This is a genomic window from Undibacterium sp. Tian12W, assembly GCF_049339405.1.
Classification (GTDB): domain Bacteria; phylum Pseudomonadota; class Gammaproteobacteria; order Burkholderiales; family Burkholderiaceae_D; genus Undibacterium.
In genome coordinates this window covers 1-19,725 of record NZ_JBMPPK010000024.1, presented here as the reverse complement: position 1 = coordinate 19,725, position 19,725 = coordinate 1, and the positions used below count along the sequence as shown (strand labels likewise).

Annotated in this window: 16 protein-coding genes and 3 tRNA genes; 6 read left to right on the top strand and 13 right to left on the bottom strand. The window is 51.2% G+C overall.

Features of this window, described 5'->3' with window-relative positions:
- Positions 1–40: 40 nt before the first annotated feature.
- The 3 genes from ACO0LI_RS25390 (at position 41) to ACO0LI_RS25380 (ending at position 558) form a co-directional block, all read left to right on the top strand.
- Positions 41–116, top strand: a tRNA-Asn gene (locus ACO0LI_RS25390).
- A gap of 99 nt (positions 117–215) precedes the next feature.
- Positions 216–291, top strand: a tRNA-Asn gene (locus ACO0LI_RS25385).
- 191 nt (positions 292–482) lie between these two features.
- Positions 483–558, top strand: a tRNA-Asn gene (locus ACO0LI_RS25380).
- A gap of 307 nt (positions 559–865) precedes the next feature.
- Here ACO0LI_RS25380 and ACO0LI_RS25375 read toward each other — a convergent pair.
- The 5 genes from ACO0LI_RS25375 to ACO0LI_RS25355 all read right to left on the bottom strand — a co-directional run bounded on the left by ACO0LI_RS25375 (position 866) and on the right by ACO0LI_RS25355 (position 6,004).
- Positions 866–1,420, bottom strand: coding sequence for a cytochrome b/b6 domain-containing protein (locus ACO0LI_RS25375; RefSeq protein WP_423036166.1), 555 nt, complete (start codon positions 1,418–1,420; stop codon positions 866–868).
- On the bottom strand, positions 1,410–1,691 hold the full coding sequence (locus tag ACO0LI_RS25370; RefSeq protein ID WP_423036164.1) for a PepSY domain-containing protein: 282 nt from the start codon (positions 1,689–1,691) through the stop codon (positions 1,410–1,412). The genes ACO0LI_RS25375 and ACO0LI_RS25370 overlap by 11 nt, the downstream gene beginning before the upstream one ends.
- A 27-nt stretch (positions 1,692–1,718) precedes the next feature.
- The gene (locus ACO0LI_RS25365) at positions 1,719–2,402 is read right to left on the bottom strand and encodes a Fe2+-dependent dioxygenase (RefSeq protein ID WP_423036162.1); all 684 of its coding nucleotides are present in this window, start codon (positions 2,400–2,402) and stop codon (positions 1,719–1,721) included.
- A 23-nt stretch (positions 2,403–2,425) separates the two neighbouring features.
- Positions 2,426–3,538 (bottom strand): alpha-hydroxy acid oxidase, encoded by a 1,113-nt coding sequence (locus ACO0LI_RS25360; protein ID WP_423036160.1) that lies wholly within the window; start codon positions 3,536–3,538, stop codon positions 2,426–2,428.
- 93 nt (positions 3,539–3,631) lie between these two features.
- Positions 3,632–6,004 (bottom strand): TonB-dependent receptor, encoded by a 2,373-nt coding sequence (locus ACO0LI_RS25355; RefSeq protein WP_423036158.1) that lies wholly within the window; start codon positions 6,002–6,004, stop codon positions 3,632–3,634.
- A gap of 233 nt (positions 6,005–6,237) precedes the next feature.
- Here ACO0LI_RS25355 and ACO0LI_RS25350 point away from each other — a divergent pair, with 233 nt between their 5' ends.
- Together ACO0LI_RS25350 and ACO0LI_RS25345 are read left to right on the top strand one after the other, a co-directional pair.
- Complete coding sequence (locus tag ACO0LI_RS25350) at positions 6,238–6,933, top strand: hybrid sensor histidine kinase/response regulator (protein ID WP_423036156.1); 696 nt, start codon at positions 6,238–6,240, stop codon at positions 6,931–6,933.
- Positions 6,934–7,202: 269 nt separating this feature from the next.
- On the top strand, positions 7,203–9,314 hold the full coding sequence (locus tag ACO0LI_RS25345; RefSeq protein ID WP_423036154.1) for a TonB-dependent siderophore receptor: 2,112 nt from the start codon (positions 7,203–7,205) through the stop codon (positions 9,312–9,314).
- A 71-nt stretch (positions 9,315–9,385) separates the two neighbouring features.
- Here ACO0LI_RS25345 and ACO0LI_RS25340 read toward each other — a convergent pair whose 3' ends face one another.
- The 7 genes from ACO0LI_RS25340 to ACO0LI_RS25310 form a co-directional block, all read right to left on the bottom strand.
- A complete protein-coding gene (locus tag ACO0LI_RS25340; protein ID WP_423036152.1) occupies positions 9,386–9,553 on the bottom strand; it encodes a hypothetical protein in 168 nt (55 codons plus the stop codon).
- 332 nt (positions 9,554–9,885) lie between these two features.
- Complete coding sequence (locus ACO0LI_RS25335) at positions 9,886–10,395, bottom strand: DUF2846 domain-containing protein (RefSeq protein ID WP_423036150.1); 510 nt, start codon at positions 10,393–10,395, stop codon at positions 9,886–9,888.
- Positions 10,396–10,691: 296 nt separating this feature from the next.
- Complete coding sequence (locus ACO0LI_RS25330) at positions 10,692–13,838, bottom strand: efflux RND transporter permease subunit (protein WP_423036148.1); 3,147 nt, start codon at positions 13,836–13,838, stop codon at positions 10,692–10,694.
- A 9-nt stretch (positions 13,839–13,847) separates the two neighbouring features.
- Positions 13,848–15,065, bottom strand: a complete 1,218-nt coding sequence (locus ACO0LI_RS25325) for an efflux RND transporter periplasmic adaptor subunit (RefSeq protein WP_423036146.1) — start codon at positions 15,063–15,065, stop codon at positions 13,848–13,850.
- A gap of 67 nt (positions 15,066–15,132) precedes the next feature.
- The gene (locus tag ACO0LI_RS25320; RefSeq protein ID WP_423036144.1) at positions 15,133–15,933 is read right to left on the bottom strand and encodes a TolC family protein; all 801 of its coding nucleotides are present in this window, start codon (positions 15,931–15,933) and stop codon (positions 15,133–15,135) included.
- 60 nt (positions 15,934–15,993) lie between these two features.
- Positions 15,994–16,545: a TolC family protein gene (locus ACO0LI_RS25315; RefSeq protein WP_423036142.1), complete on the bottom strand. Its 552-nt coding sequence runs from the start codon at positions 16,543–16,545 to the stop codon at positions 15,994–15,996.
- Positions 16,542–17,315, bottom strand: a complete 774-nt coding sequence (locus ACO0LI_RS25310) for a CerR family C-terminal domain-containing protein (protein ID WP_423036140.1) — start codon at positions 17,313–17,315, stop codon at positions 16,542–16,544. Before ACO0LI_RS25310 ends, ACO0LI_RS25315 begins: the two co-directional genes overlap by 4 nt.
- Before the next feature lie 209 nt (positions 17,316–17,524).
- Between ACO0LI_RS25310 and ACO0LI_RS25305 the strand changes: the two genes are divergently transcribed.
- Positions 17,525–19,531: a methyl-accepting chemotaxis protein gene (locus tag ACO0LI_RS25305; RefSeq protein WP_423036138.1), complete on the top strand. Its 2,007-nt coding sequence runs from the start codon at positions 17,525–17,527 to the stop codon at positions 19,529–19,531.
- Between the two features lie 101 nt (positions 19,532–19,632).
- Here the strand turns inward: ACO0LI_RS25305 and ACO0LI_RS25300 are convergent.
- A partial coding sequence (locus ACO0LI_RS25300) for an IS3 family transposase (RefSeq protein WP_423034746.1) occupies positions 19,633–19,725 on the bottom strand: 93 nt, incomplete at its 5' end.

The window sequence follows — 19,725 nt, the reverse complement described above, 5'->3', positions numbered from 1 at the left end:
TGACAAACAGGGGTCGAGAGAATATAATTTTTGTCTCTGTTCCCTGATAGCTCAGTTGGTAGAGCGACGGACTGTTAATCCGCAGGTCCCTGGTTCGAGTCCAGGTCGGGGAGCCACAGAATTCGAAGTAAGTAGTGAACTTATCAAAAAATCACTGCGAACGAAGTAACAAGTATTAGATTATAAAGTTTAACGAAGATCATCAAATCTTCTATTCCCTGATAGCTCAGTTGGTAGAGCGACGGACTGTTAATCCGCAGGTCCCTGGTTCGAGTCCAGGTCGGGGAGCCAAATTTATAAAGACAGAGTTACTTGCTCAAGCTTGTAACTCTTTTTTTTCCACCGGAACTGTCCGGTGAAGTATGAAAAGTAAAATCCTGAAAGGGTTTTGCAGCAAGAGATTGAAGTGAGCAGTGAACTTGACCATAATCACTGCCGAAGAATAGTTTTACAAGTTTAATGAAGATCATCATATCTTCTATTCCCTGATAGCTCAGTTGGTAGAGCGACGGACTGTTAATCCGCAGGTCCCTGGTTCGAGTCCAGGTCGGGGAGCCAAATTTAGAAAAGAGTTACTTGCCAAGGCCAGTAACTCTTTTTTTTCCGCCCTGCCCTTATCAGGCATGACGGACAAGTAGCACAGAGTTCAGAGTTTCAAAGTGCCAGGCTTTTATGTACGCGGCGTAAATAGCAGCTCACAACAACTCAAAAATTCAGATGAACAAATACCGGTTGACGTACTATCCCGGGCAAAGAAAATCGTACAAGTATTTCCCCTTCCTTTCGCAGCAAACTCCCACGAAGTTTTGAAAAAAACTTATCGACGATTTTGATAGTTAACTATCAAACGACTATCAAACGGCATTCAATCGACATCACCAGGTTCTGGTGCTGCTTTGTTACCCGTCAGCATGGCCTTGACGAGGTTTTCGCGGTGTTGCCAGCCGGTATAGATGGCACCCAGCACATGCAGGGCAATCAGGCCAACCATGCTCCAGGCGATAGCGACATGCACGCGTACTGGCCATGCATAACCCCAGAGCAAGTCCGTGCCCATGGCCCAGCCGGTCAAAACCAGCAAACCCACGCAGGATAAAAGTGCGAGCATCATCCAGCCACCCAGGGGATTGTGGCCTATATAACGCGGAGCTTTGGAACGAATGACCAGACGCAGATACTGCAGGGTTGCCGGAACCGGCTTGAGGAATTGGCTGAAACGTGCGTAGCGGTTGCCGATGCCGCCCCAGAACAGGCGCATGAGTACCAATACGCCAGCACTGTAGCCCACGTATTCATGGACAGAATTGGTCATGCCGCTGGTGACCCATGCGGCGATGATAGCAATGACCTGCGCCCAGTGTATCAGGCGCACAGGCAAGTCCCATACGGGTATATCCCGTAGGGATAGACTATTCTTCAACGCGTTCGAATGTGACCGGGTTGAAGAAGGCTTCTACACGCTTGCCCTTAGGGTCTTTGGCATACACTTCGTAGCAGCTAGTGGTTTTTTCCATGCGGCGGATTTGCCAGCCTTCCTTGGTCAGCTTTGCTTCCAATTCTGTATGTGGACGCCATTTTTCTTTTGGCTCGGTGGTGCATTTGACGTCGCCGTGCGCCCAGGCGCTAGCGGAAAACATGGCAAATACCACTGGAACGATTGCAGCAAAAATAGCTTGTTTATTTAATCTCATGGATAACTCCTGACAGTGTAAAGTAAATTAAGTAATTGCCCAGCGGCGCAGCAAGTTATGATAAACGCCCGTCAGCCTCAGTAGCGCAGAATTTTGCGCATCCACCAGGGGCGTCAATTTTTGTATGGACTGATCCAGATCGTACAGCATACTGCGCTCGGCCTCATCACTGACCATGCTTTCTATCCAGAAAAAGGACGCCACTCTTACCCCCTCGGTGACAGGCGTAACCCTGTGCAAACTGGAAGAAGGATAGAGCACCATGTCGCCAGCTTCAAGCTTGACAGTCTGCGCGCCAAAGTCGGTTTCAATTTCAAGCTCCCCTCCTTCATATTCATCAGGCTCGGCCAGGAACAGAGTTGCAGATATATCGCTGCGCAGGTTTTGGCGAGTGCCGGGCATCAGCATGACGGCACTATCGACATGCAGGCCATAGCCACCACCATCCTGATAGCGATTGAATTTTGGTGGATAGATTTTTTGTGGCAAGGCGGCGGAAATAAACACAGGATGCTCGCCGAGTTTGCGCAAGATATGATTGCCAAGCTGAATTGCCAGATCTGATTCATCATCTATCTGCAGATTGTTTTTGACCTGCAAGGCAAGCGTACCCGCAGTACGGGCGCCGTTCTGCCAGTCAGCCTGATCCAGGTAACTACGGAACTGTTGCACCTCATCCTTGCTCAATACCCCTTCAATCACATTCAGCATAAATCCATCCTGTTTTTATTGCATCATACATTGCGCAGCAAGGCGGTATTATTGATATCAGCCAGGGTCGCACATCCGGCCTGAGCCATGCATATCTCCAACTCTTCCCGCAACAGCTTTATCATGTGCGCCACACCCAGAGCACCGGCAACACTGAGCGCATACATCTGCAGGCGCCCCACCAATACCGCATTGGCACCCAAAGCCAGGGCCTTGAAGATATCAGCGCCTGAACGTATGCCACCATCCAGCAACAAGGGAAAATCTTCGCCGACTGCAGCGCGTATTGCAGGCAATACGACGAGACTGGCAGGCGCACCATCGAGGCTGCGGCCACCATGATTGGAAACAACAACACCCGCCACACCTGCCACCTTCAGAGCCAGTGCGTCATCGAGATGCAAGATACCCTTGACCCAGACCGGCAAGGATGTCTGAGCCAGCAACCATTCCATATCTGGCCAACCCGGAGCAGCATGCATCGCCCCCTGGAAGATACGGCTGTCGTCAGCGGCAAGTTGCACGGGCACATCGGCATCTGTCGATTGCAGGTTAAGCGCAACGCAGTCGGCTGGCATGCGGAATCCTGCCGCCATGGCGCGTGCACTTGCCACCTGTATCGATGCGTCCAGAGTCACGACAATCGCGCTATAGCCCGCCGCTTCTGCCCTTGCCAGCAAATTGCGGGTAGCGTTGCGACTGGTCTGAAAATACAGCTGGAACCATTTATGCGGGCCAGCAGCTTGCGCAACATCTTCCAGCAGGCTGGAGGACAAGGTGCTGCATACCATGCAAGTGTCAGTTGCACTGGCAGCGCGGGCCGTGTCGATTTCGCCAGCCGGATGTGCCAGCTTTTGAAAAGCAACAGGTGCCAGCAAAATGGGATGAAGGAAACTTTGATTGCCGAGGCTAACTCGCGTATGCCCGGCAGTGACATCGCGCAAAACGCGGGGATAGACTGACCATTGTGAAAAGGCTGCCAGGTTGGCAGCAACAGTCAGGTCACGCCCGCTTCCGCCTGCCACATAGGCGTAGCTGGTTGCGGCCATGCTACGCTGTGCTGCAAACTCATAGTCCTGGGCACAGCGTATGTCTGGCGGAATAACAAGAGCAGCAGGAATAGCAGGGTTTTTCATCACTGAAAATTATGAATAAAGAACCCGTATTCTAGCTGAATCGCAAGAACCCACTGCTGTAGATGACATGGGCTCTTGCTCTCCATCAAATGATTACATTTCGTAGTTCAGAGTAAAGCGAACAGCGCGTGCATCACCTTTGTACAGGAATGCGCCAGAACGGTATACCGCTGTGTAGTAGTCTTTGTTAGTCGCATTCAGGACGTTGACACGAACGTCAAAACGGCGGGAGAAGCGATAAGCAGCGAACACGTCATACGCAGTGAAGCCAGGTACTGGTTGTGAGCACAGGCCGGCAGTTGTGTAACCAGCCGCCGTATCTGGCTGACCACCGCAACGGTCACTCTCGTGACGGGCAACGCCGCCAAACGAGAATGCATTCGTCAATTGGTACTTGGCTTGTGCCGAGAAAGTCTTCTTGGCAAAGTTACTCAAAGGATTGCCAATATTGGCTGCTGTTGTCGATGCCAGCACTTTGGAGTCCATGAATGCTGCGCCAAACTGTACAGACAAATCTTCAGTCAGGTTACCGCTCAGGCCAAATTCCACACCTTGTACACGGTTTTTACCTGTATTGAATGTACCGACCGTATCGTAGTTGGCACCTTCCATCACGTCTTTTTTCGTAGTTTGGAACAAGGCTGCTGTTGCCAGCAATTTGTCATCCATCAAGTTCCATTTCAGGCCCAACTCATAGTTGACTGAGGTTTCTGGCTTGGCACCGGCGATCTGGTTTTGGTACAGCACTGCGCCACCGTAACCACTGCTGGTACCGGCATCAGCTTCACCACCATTGATGTCTTGTGCACTGGCGACAGAACCATAGGCGATCAGTTTAGGAGTGATCTTGTAGCTCAGGCCAAAATGACCGTTCAGCAAAGTATCTTTGTAACCATAGTCACCAGTGATCACGCCAGTAGTGTTGTTACGACGAGTCAGGCTCAGGTCAAACGAGTCTGCACGTACACCGCCGAAGGCAGTAAATTTATCAGTCAGATCAACTGTGTCCATCAAAGTCAGGGCCAGCGCCTTGATGTGCCAATCCTGGTTCCAGCTCAGACGGGTGGAATTACGGCCAGCCAGGTTGCTCAGATTGGCAACAGGTGTGCCGTTGCTGTCTGTGAAGCAGAAGCCATTGTTAGCACCAATACCTGCTGTGGTTTTGCAATTGAATGTGCCTGTGTTGGTGATGCCATAAGTACCGGAGACAACTTTGTGGTCAGCATATTCAGCACCGAAGATGAATTCATGCTTCATGCCACCGATTTGCTTGTCCCAGCGGAGGTTGGTCTGGTGAGCAAAGTAATCGATATCTTGCCAGCCAGTGTGGCCGCCATCAAGAACGCCGGTTGTGTATGCCACACCTGTCGTGCCGTTGTAACGAGTTGCAGAAGATGCACCTGTCGTGACATAGCCGTTACTGGATTTGCCATAACGTGTCAGGCTGGTGATTTTCATGTCTGGAGCAATGGTCCAGTTGACGCGCGCTGTGACAGTATCGACATCAGACTTCAGGAAATCATTTGCCTGACCATAGACAGGCACATTGGTCGCAGGGAAGCGACTTGGTACGGTACCAACCAGGTAGTAACCCAGATCTGGTGATGTATCTTTGGTGCGCAGGCCATAGTAGTCCAGTGTCACAGACAGGTCTTTGCTGACTTCATACAAACCAGACAATGCAATACCTTTGCGTGAACGGTTGGCTGGTGAACGGTTAGGTACATCCTCATCGCCGTACAACAAGTTGGTGCGCAATGCGAAATGCTCGCCAAAACCTTTGTTGATGTCAGCAGAAATACGTTTTTGTGAATCGCTGCCTATGCCTATGGAAACACGCTCAAAGTCATGATCCAGTGTTGCTTGTTTGGTGATCGCATTGATCGCACCACCGGCAGTACCACGGCCAGCGAAGCTGGAATTTGGACCTTTGGAAATTTCTATTTGTTCAACGGCGAAACTTTCGCGAGTGGACATACCTGGGTCACGCAAGCCATCGACGAACACGTCGCTGCGTGCTTCCTGGCCACGGATGATATAACGGTCACCAAAGGCATTACCGTTTTCACCAGTACCCAGTGTGATACCTGGCTGTGCACCCAGCACTTGTTTCAAGTCTGTCAGGCCAGAATCATCCAGCGCAGCACGGGTCAGCACAGAAATTGTCTGTGGTGTTTCTGCCAGTGGACGTGTGTGACGGGAATCAGCAGAAGTCCTGGCTTTGTATGGGGAACCAACTTCTGCATTTGGATTGGACTCTACTCGCTTGCCCAGGATTTCTACTTCTGGCAATTTTTCTTTTTGTGTCTTGGCAGCAGGTGGCGTTGTGTCTTGAGCCATCGCAACCATAGGCATCAGCATCGCGCTGGAAATACCCAAGGCCAAAGTAGTTTTTTTCATGGAACCAAATACCAGATCGTCTGTATCACGTAGGCTTTTTGGTTTCTGCGCTTGCGAGTGTTTCATGTAAGTCCCTGATTTTTTACGAAAATTATTGGAAAGATTTTTCTACTGCAGATGTATTACGAATTAATACGAATGATACAATTATTGACAATGAGAATCAATATCATTTGCGTTTGCAATTGTTAAATACCTTTTCTTTTAAGGGATTTACAACAAAGAGGTGGGCAGTACGCAAGCTCAGTCTTGATACCAGCTTAAAAAGCTGGTAAGACAAAACAGATGAGGTAGGCAGAGTGCGTTTATTACTGATAGAAGACGATCCGATGACAGGTGAGAGCGTGCAGGAAGGTTTGCGCAGCGAAAATTACGCAGTTGACTGGGTGCGCGATGGCCGCAATGCAGAGCTCGCATTGCTGGGCTTTGAATACGATTTATTGTTGCTTGACCTTGGCTTGAAACTGCACGAACGCCTTGAACGCAGCGCACATCTCGTACGGCAACTATCGAGCCTGGCCAGACATGAAACCGGATATGCGGCGACGAATATCCATGCTGTTGATCTTAGGTTGCTATTGCAGACTGCAGTCATTAATCATTCAGCTTATGCAGACAGCCGCTCAATTGATCTTGGTACTGAGGTTTCAGAGACCATCACAGTACAAGGCAATAAGGAAAGCCTGCATGTCATGTTGAATAACCTTGTTGATAATGCCTTACGCTACACCCAGCAAGGTGGCAAGGTAGATCTCACAGCCACCTATGAAAACGGTCATGCTGTCATGCTTGTCACAGACAATGGCCCCGGTGTAGAAGAACAATACAGGGCCCGGTTGTTTGACCGTTTCTACCGCCCGGATGGCAACGAGGTCTGGGGCTGTGGGCTGGGCCTTTCCATCGTGCGCAATATCGCTGATCACCATAGTGCAGAAATCGATCTGGCTGGCAACCCAGCCGGAAGTGGCTTGGTAGTCACAGTCAGGTTTCCATAAATCTGGATAAACCGGGCAAGCATGAATGCAGCTGTTTGCATTCCAAACGCCACACCGGAGCACCCTTGAACGAGCAGCCGGCATAGACAAGCAGCCTGCCTACTCTAATTTTATTGCGAATGATTCTCATTAGCGATAAAATACTTTGATTCCATTTTATTTACTGCCATTTTTATTTGCGACTATACCACCTCGCATGCCCCCTGTTTTGCCCGATTATCACCGCCAAATCGCACCTGATCACTTCACATAGAGAGAGTTTTTGCATCATGCCCAAGTGTCATCCACATACCCTGCTTCCTTTGGCAACTTTACTATCCATCATCTATGCTCCTGGCCGGGCAATTGCCCAGGAAGCAGATGAAGCTATCTTGCAGTCTGTCAAAATCACCAGCACCCGGGCAGATGGCCTGCTCCCCAAAAGCACGGCAGCAGGCAGTTTTCGCGGATCAAACATGATGGACGTGCCATCTACCGTAAATGTCATTACGCGGGAAATGCTGGAGCTGCAAGCAGCGGCAGGCCTCTACGATGCACTACGCAATACGGCTGGCGTCACCCGGCAGCAAAATGGTGGAGATACCTGGGACCAGTTGGTGATACGTGGCATCGCAGTCGAAAACCGTACCAACTACCGCTTGAACGGCTCACTCCCCATCATGAACTTTTCCCAGATATCGATGGAAAATAAAGAAAGAGTAGAAGTGCTGAAAGGGGCATCGGCCTTGTACTACGGCTTCACTTCACCAGCAGGGGTTGTCAATTTCGTGACTAAACGCGCTGGCAGTATGCCCGTCAGCAGCATAGGGCTGATGGCTGACCAGAATGGCAGTGTCATTGCAAATACCGATCTCAGCCGCCGCTTTGGCTCAGAAAAGGAATTTGGCATACGCGTTAATGCGGCAGGCGGTGCGCTGGGCTCTTACCTGGAGAGGGCTAATAATGGCAATCGCAGCTTTGCATCGGCTGCGCTGGACTGGCGCGTCAACAAACAGTTTTTATTGAAGGCTGATCTTGAATACGATACCCGCAAACTCATTGAGCAGGCTGGCATAGCCTTACCGGTTGCTGTGAATGGACTGATCCAATTACCGATAGCAGTGGACCCAAAACGTCTGATAGGGCCTGAATGGGCAAGGTTTGAAACCAGGACTAAAAATGCACAGTTGCGTGCAGACTATGCCATCACGGATGACTGGGCTTTTACCCTGGAGACAGGTAGTTCGGAAACAGCGCGTGACCGCAGCTTGCCGATTTTTCGCTTCAACAATACTGCGGTCATCAATACTGGCGCTGGCCGCATTACCGGCAACATGCAACACCAGGTGACAGCATCGAAACTGATACGCGCAGAACTTGCTGGCAGCCTGAGCACAGGCCCACTCAGACATGAACTGACTTTGGGTGTGACACGTACTACCAAAACCCAGGACCCGATTTACCAAAGCAACTACACGATTGCAGCACAAAACCTGTATGACCCTACGCCCATTACTGCTGTCACTTTTGGCGCTGTGCCCACCAGTCCGACTACGGTAGCACTGGATACGCGCGACAGCGGCGTGTATTTGCTGGACCGGATAGAAATTACGCCACAATGGCAGAGCGTACTGGGAGTGCGTCGCGCCAGCTATCAAAGCAATCAGGGCAGCAGCCATTATGATGTGAGTAAAACCACGCCCATGGCCTCTGTCATTTACAAACTATCCCCTGCCCTGTCGTTTTATGCTTCGGCAGCGCAGGGATTGGAAGAAGGGGAACCTGGGCCCACAGGCACAGTGAACCAGAATGAACGCCTGGCACCTGGCGTCAGCAAGCAAAAAGAACTGGGGCTACGCTGGCTGACGTCCGGCGGTACACTGGTTTCTGCTGCCCTGTTTGATATCACCCGCCCCGGTTATTACACCAATGCCAGCAATGTCTTTGTTGCAGATGGCGAGCAGCGCTATCGTGGCATGGAATTATCGACACAGGGCAAATTGACATCCCAGTTATCGTGGCAAACTTCCTTGCAACTCCTGAATCCGGAATTTCAAAAAATCAGTACCGCCTACAATGGCAAGGCACCAGAAAATGCAGCCAGGCAAACAGCGAGCGCCTTCCTGTCGTATGAATTTGATTCCGTGCGTGGACTATCCCTGAATGGTGCGGCCTACTATAACGGTAGCCGACCTGTGAACGATCTGAATCAGGCTTATCTCGGTGGCGTGACGCTGTTCAGTGCTGGCAGCCGTTATGTCACGCAAACCCTGGGCAAGCGGACGACCTGGCAGTTAAACGTAGAAAATGCTACCGACAAGCGTTACTGGGCCGGTGCAGGAACACGCCTGGCATCTGGCATGCCCAGACTACTCAAACTGTCTGTGAAGATGGATATGTAAAACTGAACAGGTAAAACTCAAAAGACCCGCATCGTTTTTGGTCATGCGGGTCTTTTACATCAAATCACGAATCAGAAATTCGCGTGCGGGCTGACACGGTATGCGCGAGGCGAGCCAAGAGTGATGTTGTTATCGCCATTGGCAAAAGCATAGTATTTCTTGTCCGATAAATTTTCCACATTCAGTTGCAGCTTGAAGTTGGCATTCACCGTATAAAACAAGGCGGCATTGACCGGCAATTGGCCAGTATAACAATACAGGTTACCTGCAATAGCTGCGCTGCCTTGGCGACATAATTACGCTGCCAGATTGCAACCCCATATTTGCCAAATAATCCTGACTGCGCCAGGCGCAGTTTTTAAAGCAAAAGGGATATTACGGCAGTGAGCTACAAAGTGGGGTTACTCATGAACTATGGCTCATTGATTGACAAATAAGTAGCCACGGTACAAGAACCTTTAGAACAAGGGTTCTTGCACGTCTTTTAAGATGCCAAGAAAATGTTGAACGCCGGGCAAAGTCCTTGACTAGTCATTTGCCTGGTTATCCACATATTTTTTAACATGATCATTCATTTATTGAATGAAGCTTGCAATTTATTTTTTTTAATTTCTGGTAACGCTTGTTCAGCAGTGACTTCCTGCAAAATCCATTGCATGCCGAGAAGGCCATACGTATTAGTATGAAAGCGATAGTAATAAGTTTTTCCAGCTTCCCAATTGACGTATCCCTCTTGCAAATTCTTTGCATTGACTGCATCAGAATCTCCCTGCCTTGACCAGCGCCACAAATTGATGGCCACCGACGACGTGCCAATATCAGCGGGCCATTTTTGACGGAAGGTGTGCTCACCCGCAGGTACATGGAACCAGGTATAACCCTCTACACTCAGGTCGACAATATTCTTTTTGTCGACATAAAAGTAAGCATCTCTGCCCCCGGCCGCAAAAGTATTGACGCGATAAATATAGACTCTCGCGTGATTTTCAGCTGGCGGTGGGGCCGCTTGATAAATCGGGCCACTGGCCGCGCATGCCGTCAGCAGTATGGAAAAAATTAATGTAAGGATGCGTGTGATCATGGAATAAGCAGCGGTCCGCTATGGTTGAAAATGAATGATGTGCGACACTAACAGATAACTAATGCACAAGCAATGCTTTGGTCCGGATGCCAATTAATGACACATAGCCATATGGCGAAGTTGACTTAAACTTTACTAATTACCTGCCCATCATTTTTATCATGCTCATCATTTCATAATGAAATCAATTCTGATGCGTAAACAAAAAAACCGTGCAACATGAAATCGTTGCACGGTCCTTATCTAACTCGCTTTATGTGATTATTTCACTAAGAATATAGCTGCTAATTACATATTCAACCAGCTTCAACTGAGGCAACTGTGGAAGAATTGCCAGATAATTTGCGTCTGATTTTCCCCAGTAAATGTTCAAAGTCATCAATGTAGGTGAACACTGCGGGTACCACTAACAGGCTCAACAAAGTTGAGGTAATCAAACCGCCGATTACTGCAATCGCCATCGGTGAGCGGAAGCTGGGGTCAGCACCCCAACCCAGGGCCAGCGGCATCATGCCGGCACCCATGGCAATGGTAGTCATGATAATGGGGCGACTACGCTTGTGGCAGGCATCGACCAAAGCATCAAAACGGCTCATACCTGCATTCCTTGCCAGTACCGCATAATCGACCAGGAGGATGGAGTTCTTGGTGACGATACCCATGAGCATGATCAGACCTATCATCGATGGCATGGACAAGGCACGACCAGTGACCAGCAAGGCCACGAAAGCACCACCTATACTCAAAGGCAAGGCAGCCAGGATAGTCACCGGTTGCAGGAAGTCTTTGAACAACAGAACTAGCACACCATAGATACACAGCACACCAATCAACATGGCAATACCGAAGCTGGCAAACAGGGCTTGCATCTCCTGCGCATCGCCAAGCTCAGCAATACTGACTGACGGTGGCAGGTTTTTCATGCTGGGCAAGGCGCGTGCCTCTTCATTGACTTCACCCAACTGACGGCTGCCAAGTTCCACATCCAGCGTCACATTACGTTTGCGGTTCAAACGGTCTATCTGCGCAGGGCCAGATTCCATGGTGACAGTAGCAACGCTACCCAGCATGACAGGCCCATTTTTACCAGGCACGGTCAGACGCTCTATCTCAGCCAGGTTTGCTCTGAAGCTGTCCGGCAACTTGACGCGGATAGGCACCTGGCGTTGTGACAGATTCAGCTTTGGCAAAGCCTGATCATAATCACCTGCTGTCGCCACCCGCACAGTTTCACCTATGGCAGATGCAGTCACACCCAGGTCTGCGGCCCTCGCTGAATCGGGACGTACAATGATTTCTGGACGTACCAGTGAAGCACTGGAACTGACATTACCCACACCTTTGAGTGTACGCAATTCCCTCTCCACTTTTTGTGCCGCTTCGAGCAAGGCCAGCGGGTCTTCACTTTGCAAAACTAACTGCATCTTGACGCCGGTATCCGGTGGGCCAACGTTAAACCTGGCACCAGAAATATCTGCTATCTCGGTGCGGATTTTGGCGTCAATATCAGCAATCGAATCTTTGCGTTTATTTCTATGTACTGCAGTCACGGTCAAGACTGCGCGCCGGGCTTCTGCTGCCGCACCAGGAGCAAAAGCATCACCGCTGGAACCACCACCGACAGAACTGAAGACATTAATAATCTCTTTGTTCTTCATGATGGCGATCCGGGCTTGCTCAGCGACTGCGCGGGTTTCTGCCAGGGTACTGCCTGGTGGCAGCTCGATATTGACCTGTGTTTGCGCGCGGTCTGCAGAGGGAACGAAACCGGTTGGCAGCAAACCTACCAAGGCAATCGAGCAGACAAAAAATACCGTGGCAGCCGCCATCGTGATGAAGCGGTGACGCAGGCACCATTGCATGGTTTTCATGTAGCGCGTCATGAGCCAGCCGTCGGCCTGACCATGTTCACCAGCCTTCCCAGGCTTGGGTGACTTCATGATGTAAGCGGCCATCATCGGCGTCAGCAAACGCGCCACTACCAGCGAAGCCAGAATCGCGATCACCGCCGTCCAGCCAAACTGCTTGAAGAACAGACCCGGCACACCACCCATAAAAGCAGTTGGCAAGAACACGGCAACCAGAGCAAAGGTGGTGGCGATAACGGCCATACCAATTTCATCTGCCGCTTCCATGGCAGCCTGCATAGGGGTTTTACCCATGTGCAAATGGCGGGCGATGTTCTCAATTTCCACAATCGCATCATCGACCAGCACCCCCACCACGAGGGCCAGGGACAACAAGGTCACGGTGTTGAGGGTATAACCAAAATACTTGAGACCAAGGAAGGTAGGTATCACGGACAAAGGCAAAGCCGCCGCTGCCACCAGCGTTGCACGCCAGTCACGCAAGAACCAGAATACCACCAGGATGGCCAGAAAAGCACCCTCGTACAGCAAGTCCATCGATCCATCAAAGTTTTCTTCTACAGGCTGGGCATTGTCTATGGCCTGATGGAACTTCATGTTCGGATGCTCAGCCTGCAATTCATCGACCGCAGCATGGGAGCCCCTGGCGACATCAACTTCACTGGCTCCCTTGGTACGGAACACTTCAAAGCCGACCACTGGCTTGCCATCAAGTGTTGCCACAGAACGTGGCTCGCTGACGGTATCAAGCACACGTGCCACCTGATCAAGACGGATATGCCTGCCATCTGGCAAAGGAATATCCAGTACAGCCAGTTCAGCCGCTGTCTTGACAGTGGCAATGGTACGCACAGATTGCTCGGCGCCACTGACGTCACCACGACCACCCGGCGCTTCTTGTTGCACCAGCTTCAAACGACGCGATACATCAACCGCAGCGACATTGAGTGCCGCCATTTTGTCGGTATCGAGTTCAACCCGCACTTCGCGGCTGACACCACCCATGCGCCTGACTGCACCGACACCAGGCACAGCACGCAGGCGTTTTGCTACAGTATTAGCGACGAACCAGCTCAGCTCTTGCGCATCTGGTTTGCTGCTTTCGCCAGCGACGACTTTGCTGTCCTTGCCATCTTCGGCAGCTTCTACCGTATAAGTCATGATGACACGGCCAGCAGTAGATGCCTTGGTGACGGTAGGGTCACGCATTTCGCTAGGCAAGTCCGCGCGCACGGTTGCCACCGCATCACGCACTTCATTGACTGCGTCTGAAATCACTTTTTCCAGAACGAATTCGACCGTGACTTCAACATCACCATCGAGTACTTTGGTGTAAACGTTTTTCACGCCCTGCAGTGAAGCGACCGCATCTTCTATCTTGCGGGCGACCTCAGTTTCCAGCTGTGCCGGTGCAGCACCAGACAAAGGTGCACTGACGGTGACGATGGGTAATTCAATATCCGGGAAATCCTGGACTATGGTAGAGCGAAACGACAATATCCCTGCCAGCGTCAGCAAGATAAACAGCATGATCGCCGGTATGGGATTCTTAATGGAGAGGGAAGAGAAATTCACATGAACCCCTTAGTTTTTTGCAGCAATGGCTGGCTTGGTTGCAGCCACCACTTTGACGGTATCGCCATCATTCAAGAAGCCCGCGCCGCTGGAGACGATGGTGCTGTCTGCATTCAAACCAGAGACGACCTCCACCAGATCGCCTTGCGCATTGGATACCCGACGCCCGGTCTGCAATTTGATTTGCGTGACGCGGTTGTCTGCATTAACACGGAAGGCATAGCTGAAACCATCCCTGACGACCACAGCCTGCTGCGGTATGGTCAAAGCTTGTGAGCTACCCATGACAAAATCACCCTTGGCATACATGCCGGGCTTGAATGCCAGCGATGCCGTGGCTGCCGGTGGTTTGGCTGTACTGCTTGCATCTGGCAGCAGATCAACATACACCAAACCCATCCTGGTTTGTGCATCTACCGTCGGTGATACCACCCTGACCTTACCCTTCCATTGCGTGCCACCTGGTGCAGTAACAACGGCTTCAGTACCGGGCACTATTCTTGCCATTTCACTGGCCGTTACTTCAGCACGCCACTCCAAACGGCCTTGACGTATCATGCGGAACAATTCTGCTCCGTTACCAACGACAGAACCCAGCGTAGCCGCACGTGCAGTAATGATGCCGCTGTCAGGCGCCAGAACGCGGGTATGGCGCATACGTAATTGCTGTGCTTCTACACTGGCCTTGGCCGATTCCACTCTGGCCTTAGCAGTTTGTTCTGCCGTCAGGTATTGGCCTACCTGCTGGGCACTGAGTGCGCCGCTGGTTTGCAAGGCACGGGTACGTTCTGCATTGGCTGCAGCATCAGCCAGATTAGCCTGCGCTTCTGCCAGGCTGGCTTGTGCCAGTGCCAGATCAGCTTTGACGGTTTCGCTGGCAAAGCTGACCAGCAACTGGCCGTGCTGCACCACATCACCTATATTGGCATGCAACTCCTGTATGCGCAGGCCTGTTGCCTCTGAACCGATCAAGGCTTCCTGCCAGGCTGCGACACTACCATTGGCAGCCAGTTTGATGACGAGATTGCCGCTGCTGGCTTTGGTCGTCGTCACTGTCAAAGCCGGCTTGACCTTGGCAGCAGATGCAGATGCGCTGGCTGTTTTGTCTGTTTTGGCCGGCTCATCAGCCGCATTGGACGTTGCTGACAGCCAGATACCGCCAGCACCAACAGCAATCATGCCAGCCAGGCTCAGGGATAGTGGTTTGCGTGAAATGAGTTTCATCATGTCTGATACGCTTTCTGTTTAATTTTTAAATTCAAGAATTTGTTTGGCGCTGCGGCTAAGATTAAGGCTAGGATTGCGGCTGGGTAGCTGCTTGTGCATTCAAGTCCCAACCACCGCCCAAGGCGCGGTATAGCGCGATCCAGGCACGATTTCTTTCCAGTTGCAGGGCAATAAGGGCAGACTGAGAAGCGAAGGCCGTACGCCGCGTATCTTCCAGTTCCAGCAAGCTGGCCATGCCCTTGTTGTAACGCTGGGCAGTGGCTTGCAAAGACTGGTCATAGCCTTTGGCAGAAATTTCAGAATCAAGGCGGCGGGCATCTGTGCTGTTCAGGTTCACCAGTGCTTCTTCGACTTCGCGTACCGCCTGCCTGACCTTGCCGTGATAATTGCTGCTGGCATTCAGGTAGCGTGCTTTGGCAGCTTCAATATTGGCCGTGGTCTGGCCGCCGTTGAAGATGGGCAGGGTTAAAGCCAGTGGGCCGACAGACCAGGTATCCATCCTCGTCGTACTGCCAGCAACGTCATAGCGCATGGTGCCGATGGACCCACTCAGGGTCAGACGCGGATAACGCCGCGCCTCCGCAGCGCCGACCTGGGCACTGGCGGTTGCCACTTCTTTCTCGGCCGCATACACGTCCGGCCTTTGTGCCAGCAATTGTGCAGGCAAGGTGGTGACAGCCAAAGGCAGCAGGTTTTTGAAACTGGCCTGGGCAATTGTCAATAATTGCCTGAGGTCTGGTTCTGGCTTGGCAGTCAGCGCGACCAGGGCTTTGATATCCAGATCACACAATGCCGCTTGCTGTATCGCACGGCTATTACCTTCAGCAGCGCTGGCGCGTGCCAGAGCGGATGTCGCACTGGATGACATGCCTGCCTGGGCACTGAGCTCTGTCAGCCTGGCAGTTTCTGCGCGTGACTTGGCGTCTTGTCAGGTCAGGTCTGCCGTTTGCTGGCAGCTGATGACAGAGAAATACAGTTGCGCTACTTCAGCCGCTACCGATATCCGCGCATCATGCCAAAGCGCCTGCGTACCTTCCAGTTCTGCCTGGGCCGCCTGATTCGTTGCGCGGTTGGCGCCAAATACATCGATTTCCCAGGCTGTCTGCAAGCCAGCTTGCGACGTAGTGCTCACTGGAAAACCTGGCTGGTTTTTTGCCCGCGTCGCATTGGCGACAGCGTCAAGTGATGGCAACAGCGCAGCGCCACTGGCGACTCTTGCTGCCCTGGCTGTTTCTATACGCGACAAGGCCTGTGCAATGGTAGGACTTACCTTCTGTGCCGACTCAATCAGCTCCAGCAAACTGGCATCGCCATTGGCTTGCCACCAGTTACGCAAGTCAGTATTTTTTTCTGCAGTGGGCAATACCGCCTGCCATTGCGCAGGCACGCTGCCATTACTGGATGTCACAGGACTGGTAGTTGAACATGCTGTCAGCGCTACGGCAATGGCAGGTAGTAGAATAGAACGTCGTATAGTCATATCGCTGTCGGAGAAGTTAATTTATCAGTATCAGTTTTTGCTATCAAGCGGCGCCGCTTTTCATCTTCACACATGGCAATGGCGTAATCGACCAGGCGTGAAGCATAGGCATCAATTGCCTTGGGTTTGGCGATCAAAGATGGTCTGGTCGCCTGTATCACGTCACCGCTGATCAGCAGTGAAATCGCCAGGCCGGTAATTGAAATCGCCAGTCTGTGTACATCGTCATCTGCCTTGGTGATGCCAAGATAACGGCACAAGAGCCTGACAAATCCCTGGTGCGAAGGTTTGATGACGGTGTCGATTTCTTCCATCCACAGGCCTGTGGGTTCCAGCATTTCGCGGAAATGCAGCTTCATGCAGGTTTCCATGATTTCCCCCTGCTTTAGCGAATCGGTAAAAGTGCAGATCAGTTTCAGCAAAACAGCACGCATGTCTGCAACGTCCGCTTCAAATATCTCAGGATCGACATTTGGATTGGTACGCGGGTCATTGAACACGGCATGGTACAAACCGGCTTTATCAGAAAAATAATAACTGATGGCAGAAATATTGACGTCGGCCGCTTTGGCAATTTCACGTATCGAGGTTTTGGCATAGCCTTTTTCGGCAAACAAGATCAGGGCCGCGTCCAGCAGACGTGTACGCGCCTCCATGCCATCAACACGCAAAATCTTTCCATCAGGAGTAAGGGCCTGGCTATCTGGCTGGGCCCGCTGAGCTTGTTGCGCTTGTTGCGATGAGGTTTTTTTCTGGCTGGGTATTTTCATGCGATGCATACTAACATATAAATCAAACGTTTGATTTAACTATTCCATTGAAAAATACCAGGCATTAACAAATTGCAATCCAAAAACTCTATGCGACGCTCAAACAAATCCTTGTTATTCATAAGGATGTTGCCTGCTGTCACTGCATAGTCACATTGCCCGTTTAGGCTTCGCCCTAATGCCTTCACAAACTCATTTGGTACCTCAAAATGACCTTGCTTACCTCCCCTGCCATCCGGCTATTACGCAATTTTAAAATTGCCCACAAACTCAGTTTTGTCGCCCTTGCCTTTGCCATCCCCCTGTTTGTGGTACTGGCCCTGCTGTTTCAAAACTTGCGCGAAGATGTATTGCAAACCAGGGCAAAGCAAATTGCCATTAAAAGCATCGCCGCAAAAAATGATCTGCGCCTACTGATACAAAAGCAGCGCGCCTTGCAACACATGCGACTGCTGGGCAACAAGCAACTCGCAGCCAGCATCACCGAAAACCAAGGCAAGATAGACGCACTGCTAAAGCAAACTGATCAGGCCAGCCCGACCAAAAATCTGTGGGCTACGCTACTGGCAAAAGAGCCGCAACTCAAGTCAGCAGAAAGTTTTATTGAATATGGCAAGCTGTTAAATTCGCTGGAACTTGAGATGACAGAAATTGCCAATAGTTCAAAGTTGGCACTGGACAGTGATTTAACAACTCATCAACTGGTCAGCATCTATATCAATACCCTGCCGCAGATAGAAGAGAAATTGTCCGTCATTGCCGGTCGTGGTGCCGCTTACATAGATACAGGTTTGTTTGAGGCTGGCGAAGATGTCATGCTCAATTCCCTGCATATGCTGGCAAAGCTGAATTTATCCGAGCTTGCGCTGAGTATGCAAAACCTGGGCGCGCATGGAAAAGAATATGCATCGACAAACACCACCATGCAGGCCAGCATCGCTGACGCAAAAAAATTCCTGGAGCGCTCACAGGATGAAGTGCTGGCATCCGTCAATCAAAGCAGCGGTGATGCATTTTTGCAAGCTGGCACAGATAATCTGAACAAACTGGCCGCGACGAAAACAGCGATCGCCGGCCTTATCGCTAGCAATCTCGCACATGAAATTGAAAAGGCGAACCGATATGCATGGCAAATGTCAGCAGGCATTATCTTGCTCTTGCTGATCGCCAGCTATCTTCTGGTGGCGATCTATCAGGCCTTAACAATGGACGTCAACACTCTGACAAAAGCCATCGCAGAAACAGCCGCCGGTAATTTACAGAACCGCGTCAGCAGCCGTGGCAAAGATGAACTGGCGCAGTTAATCAATGCCGTCGGCAGGATGAATGTGGAGTTGAGTAACCTGGTTGCCAATATCCGCCACAGCGCACAAACGGTGGATATCATAGCGAGGGAAATTCACGATGAGAATACTGACCTGGCCAACCGCACAGAAAGCCAGGCAACATCCCTGCAACAAACCGCCACGGCCATTGATGAACTGACCGCCACCATTACCGAGAACGCCGGTAACCTGGCACAGGCGAACAGCCTCATGCATAGCTCGGCAGAGCGCGTGCAACAAGGGCTGGAAGTGATGGAGAGCAGCATCTTGTCCATGCAAACCGTCAGCGCAAGCTCTAAAAAAATCACCGAAATCATCGGCGTCATGGACGGCATCGCCTTCCAGACCAATATCCTGGCGTTGAATGCTGCGGTAGAAGCCGCCAGGGCCGGGCAGGAAGGCCGTGGCTTTGCCGTAGTGGCTGCAGAAGTACGCAACCTGGCGCAACGCAGCGCGAATGCAGCAAAAGAGATTAAAGGCCTGATCGCTTCTTCAGGCCAGGCAGTGGAAGCTGGCAGCAAAATGATTAACACAGCAGGCCAGACCATGCGCAATATTTCTGACAATGTGGAAGTGGTGACCGAACTCATCAAGCAAATCGCCAAGGCCAGCCAGGAACAAAGCACAGGAATTTCTGACGTGAATCAGGCGATAGGCGATATCGATCAGATCACGCAAGATAATACCCGACTGGTGGAAATGGCGAGTGAGTCCACTGCAAAGCTGGAAGAACAGGCCGCCTCCCTCGGTGCCGCCGTCAGCGTATTCAAAACCCAGGAACTGCTTGTCACAGAAGTGCAGCGCCTGCATCTGGCCAGCAACGCTGAGGATCGCCTGGCGCTGACTGTACAAGTCGCGAAAGTGCCTGAGAAGAAAAAACTGGCAGCATAAGACTATGCCGCCTTCTGGGTGGCATTTGCTGCATTTGCTGCATATGAAAAAAGCCACCAGGCAAATGTGAAGTGACCCCGTAAAGTTGGACGTTTAATTATTTAAGTAGCCAAGGACTGAATTCTGTATTGCACAGGACTCAGTCCTTTTAGTTTGACCTTGATCCGGTCGTGATTATAGTAGTGAATATAATC

Coding starts and splice junctions, on each gene's coding strand:
- ACO0LI_RS25345 (WP_423036154.1), top strand. CDS start 7,203: ATGCCCAAGTGTCATCCACATACCCTGCTTCCTTTGGCAACTTTACTA.
- ACO0LI_RS25315 (WP_423036142.1), bottom strand. CDS start 16,545: ATGACTATACGACGTTCTATTCTACTACCTGCCATTGCCGTAGCGCTG.
- ACO0LI_RS25325 (WP_423036146.1), bottom strand. CDS start 15,065: ATGATGAAACTCATTTCACGCAAACCACTATCCCTGAGCCTGGCTGGC.
- ACO0LI_RS25310 (WP_423036140.1), bottom strand. CDS start 17,315: ATGAAAATACCCAGCCAGAAAAAAACCTCATCGCAACAAGCGCAACAA.
- ACO0LI_RS25370 (WP_423036164.1), bottom strand. CDS start 1,691: ATGAGATTAAATAAACAAGCTATTTTTGCTGCAATCGTTCCAGTGGTA.
- ACO0LI_RS25360 (WP_423036160.1), bottom strand. CDS start 3,538: ATGAAAAACCCTGCTATTCCTGCTGCTCTTGTTATTCCGCCAGACATA.
- ACO0LI_RS25365 (WP_423036162.1), bottom strand. CDS start 2,402: ATGCTGAATGTGATTGAAGGGGTATTGAGCAAGGATGAGGTGCAACAG.
- ACO0LI_RS25355 (WP_423036158.1), bottom strand. CDS start 6,004: ATGAAACACTCGCAAGCGCAGAAACCAAAAAGCCTACGTGATACAGAC.
- ACO0LI_RS25305 (WP_423036138.1), top strand. CDS start 17,525: ATGACCTTGCTTACCTCCCCTGCCATCCGGCTATTACGCAATTTTAAA.
- ACO0LI_RS25320 (WP_423036144.1), bottom strand. CDS start 15,933: ATGTCATCCAGTGCGACATCCGCTCTGGCACGCGCCAGCGCTGCTGAA.
- ACO0LI_RS25335 (WP_423036150.1), bottom strand. CDS start 10,395: ATGATCACACGCATCCTTACATTAATTTTTTCCATACTGCTGACGGCA.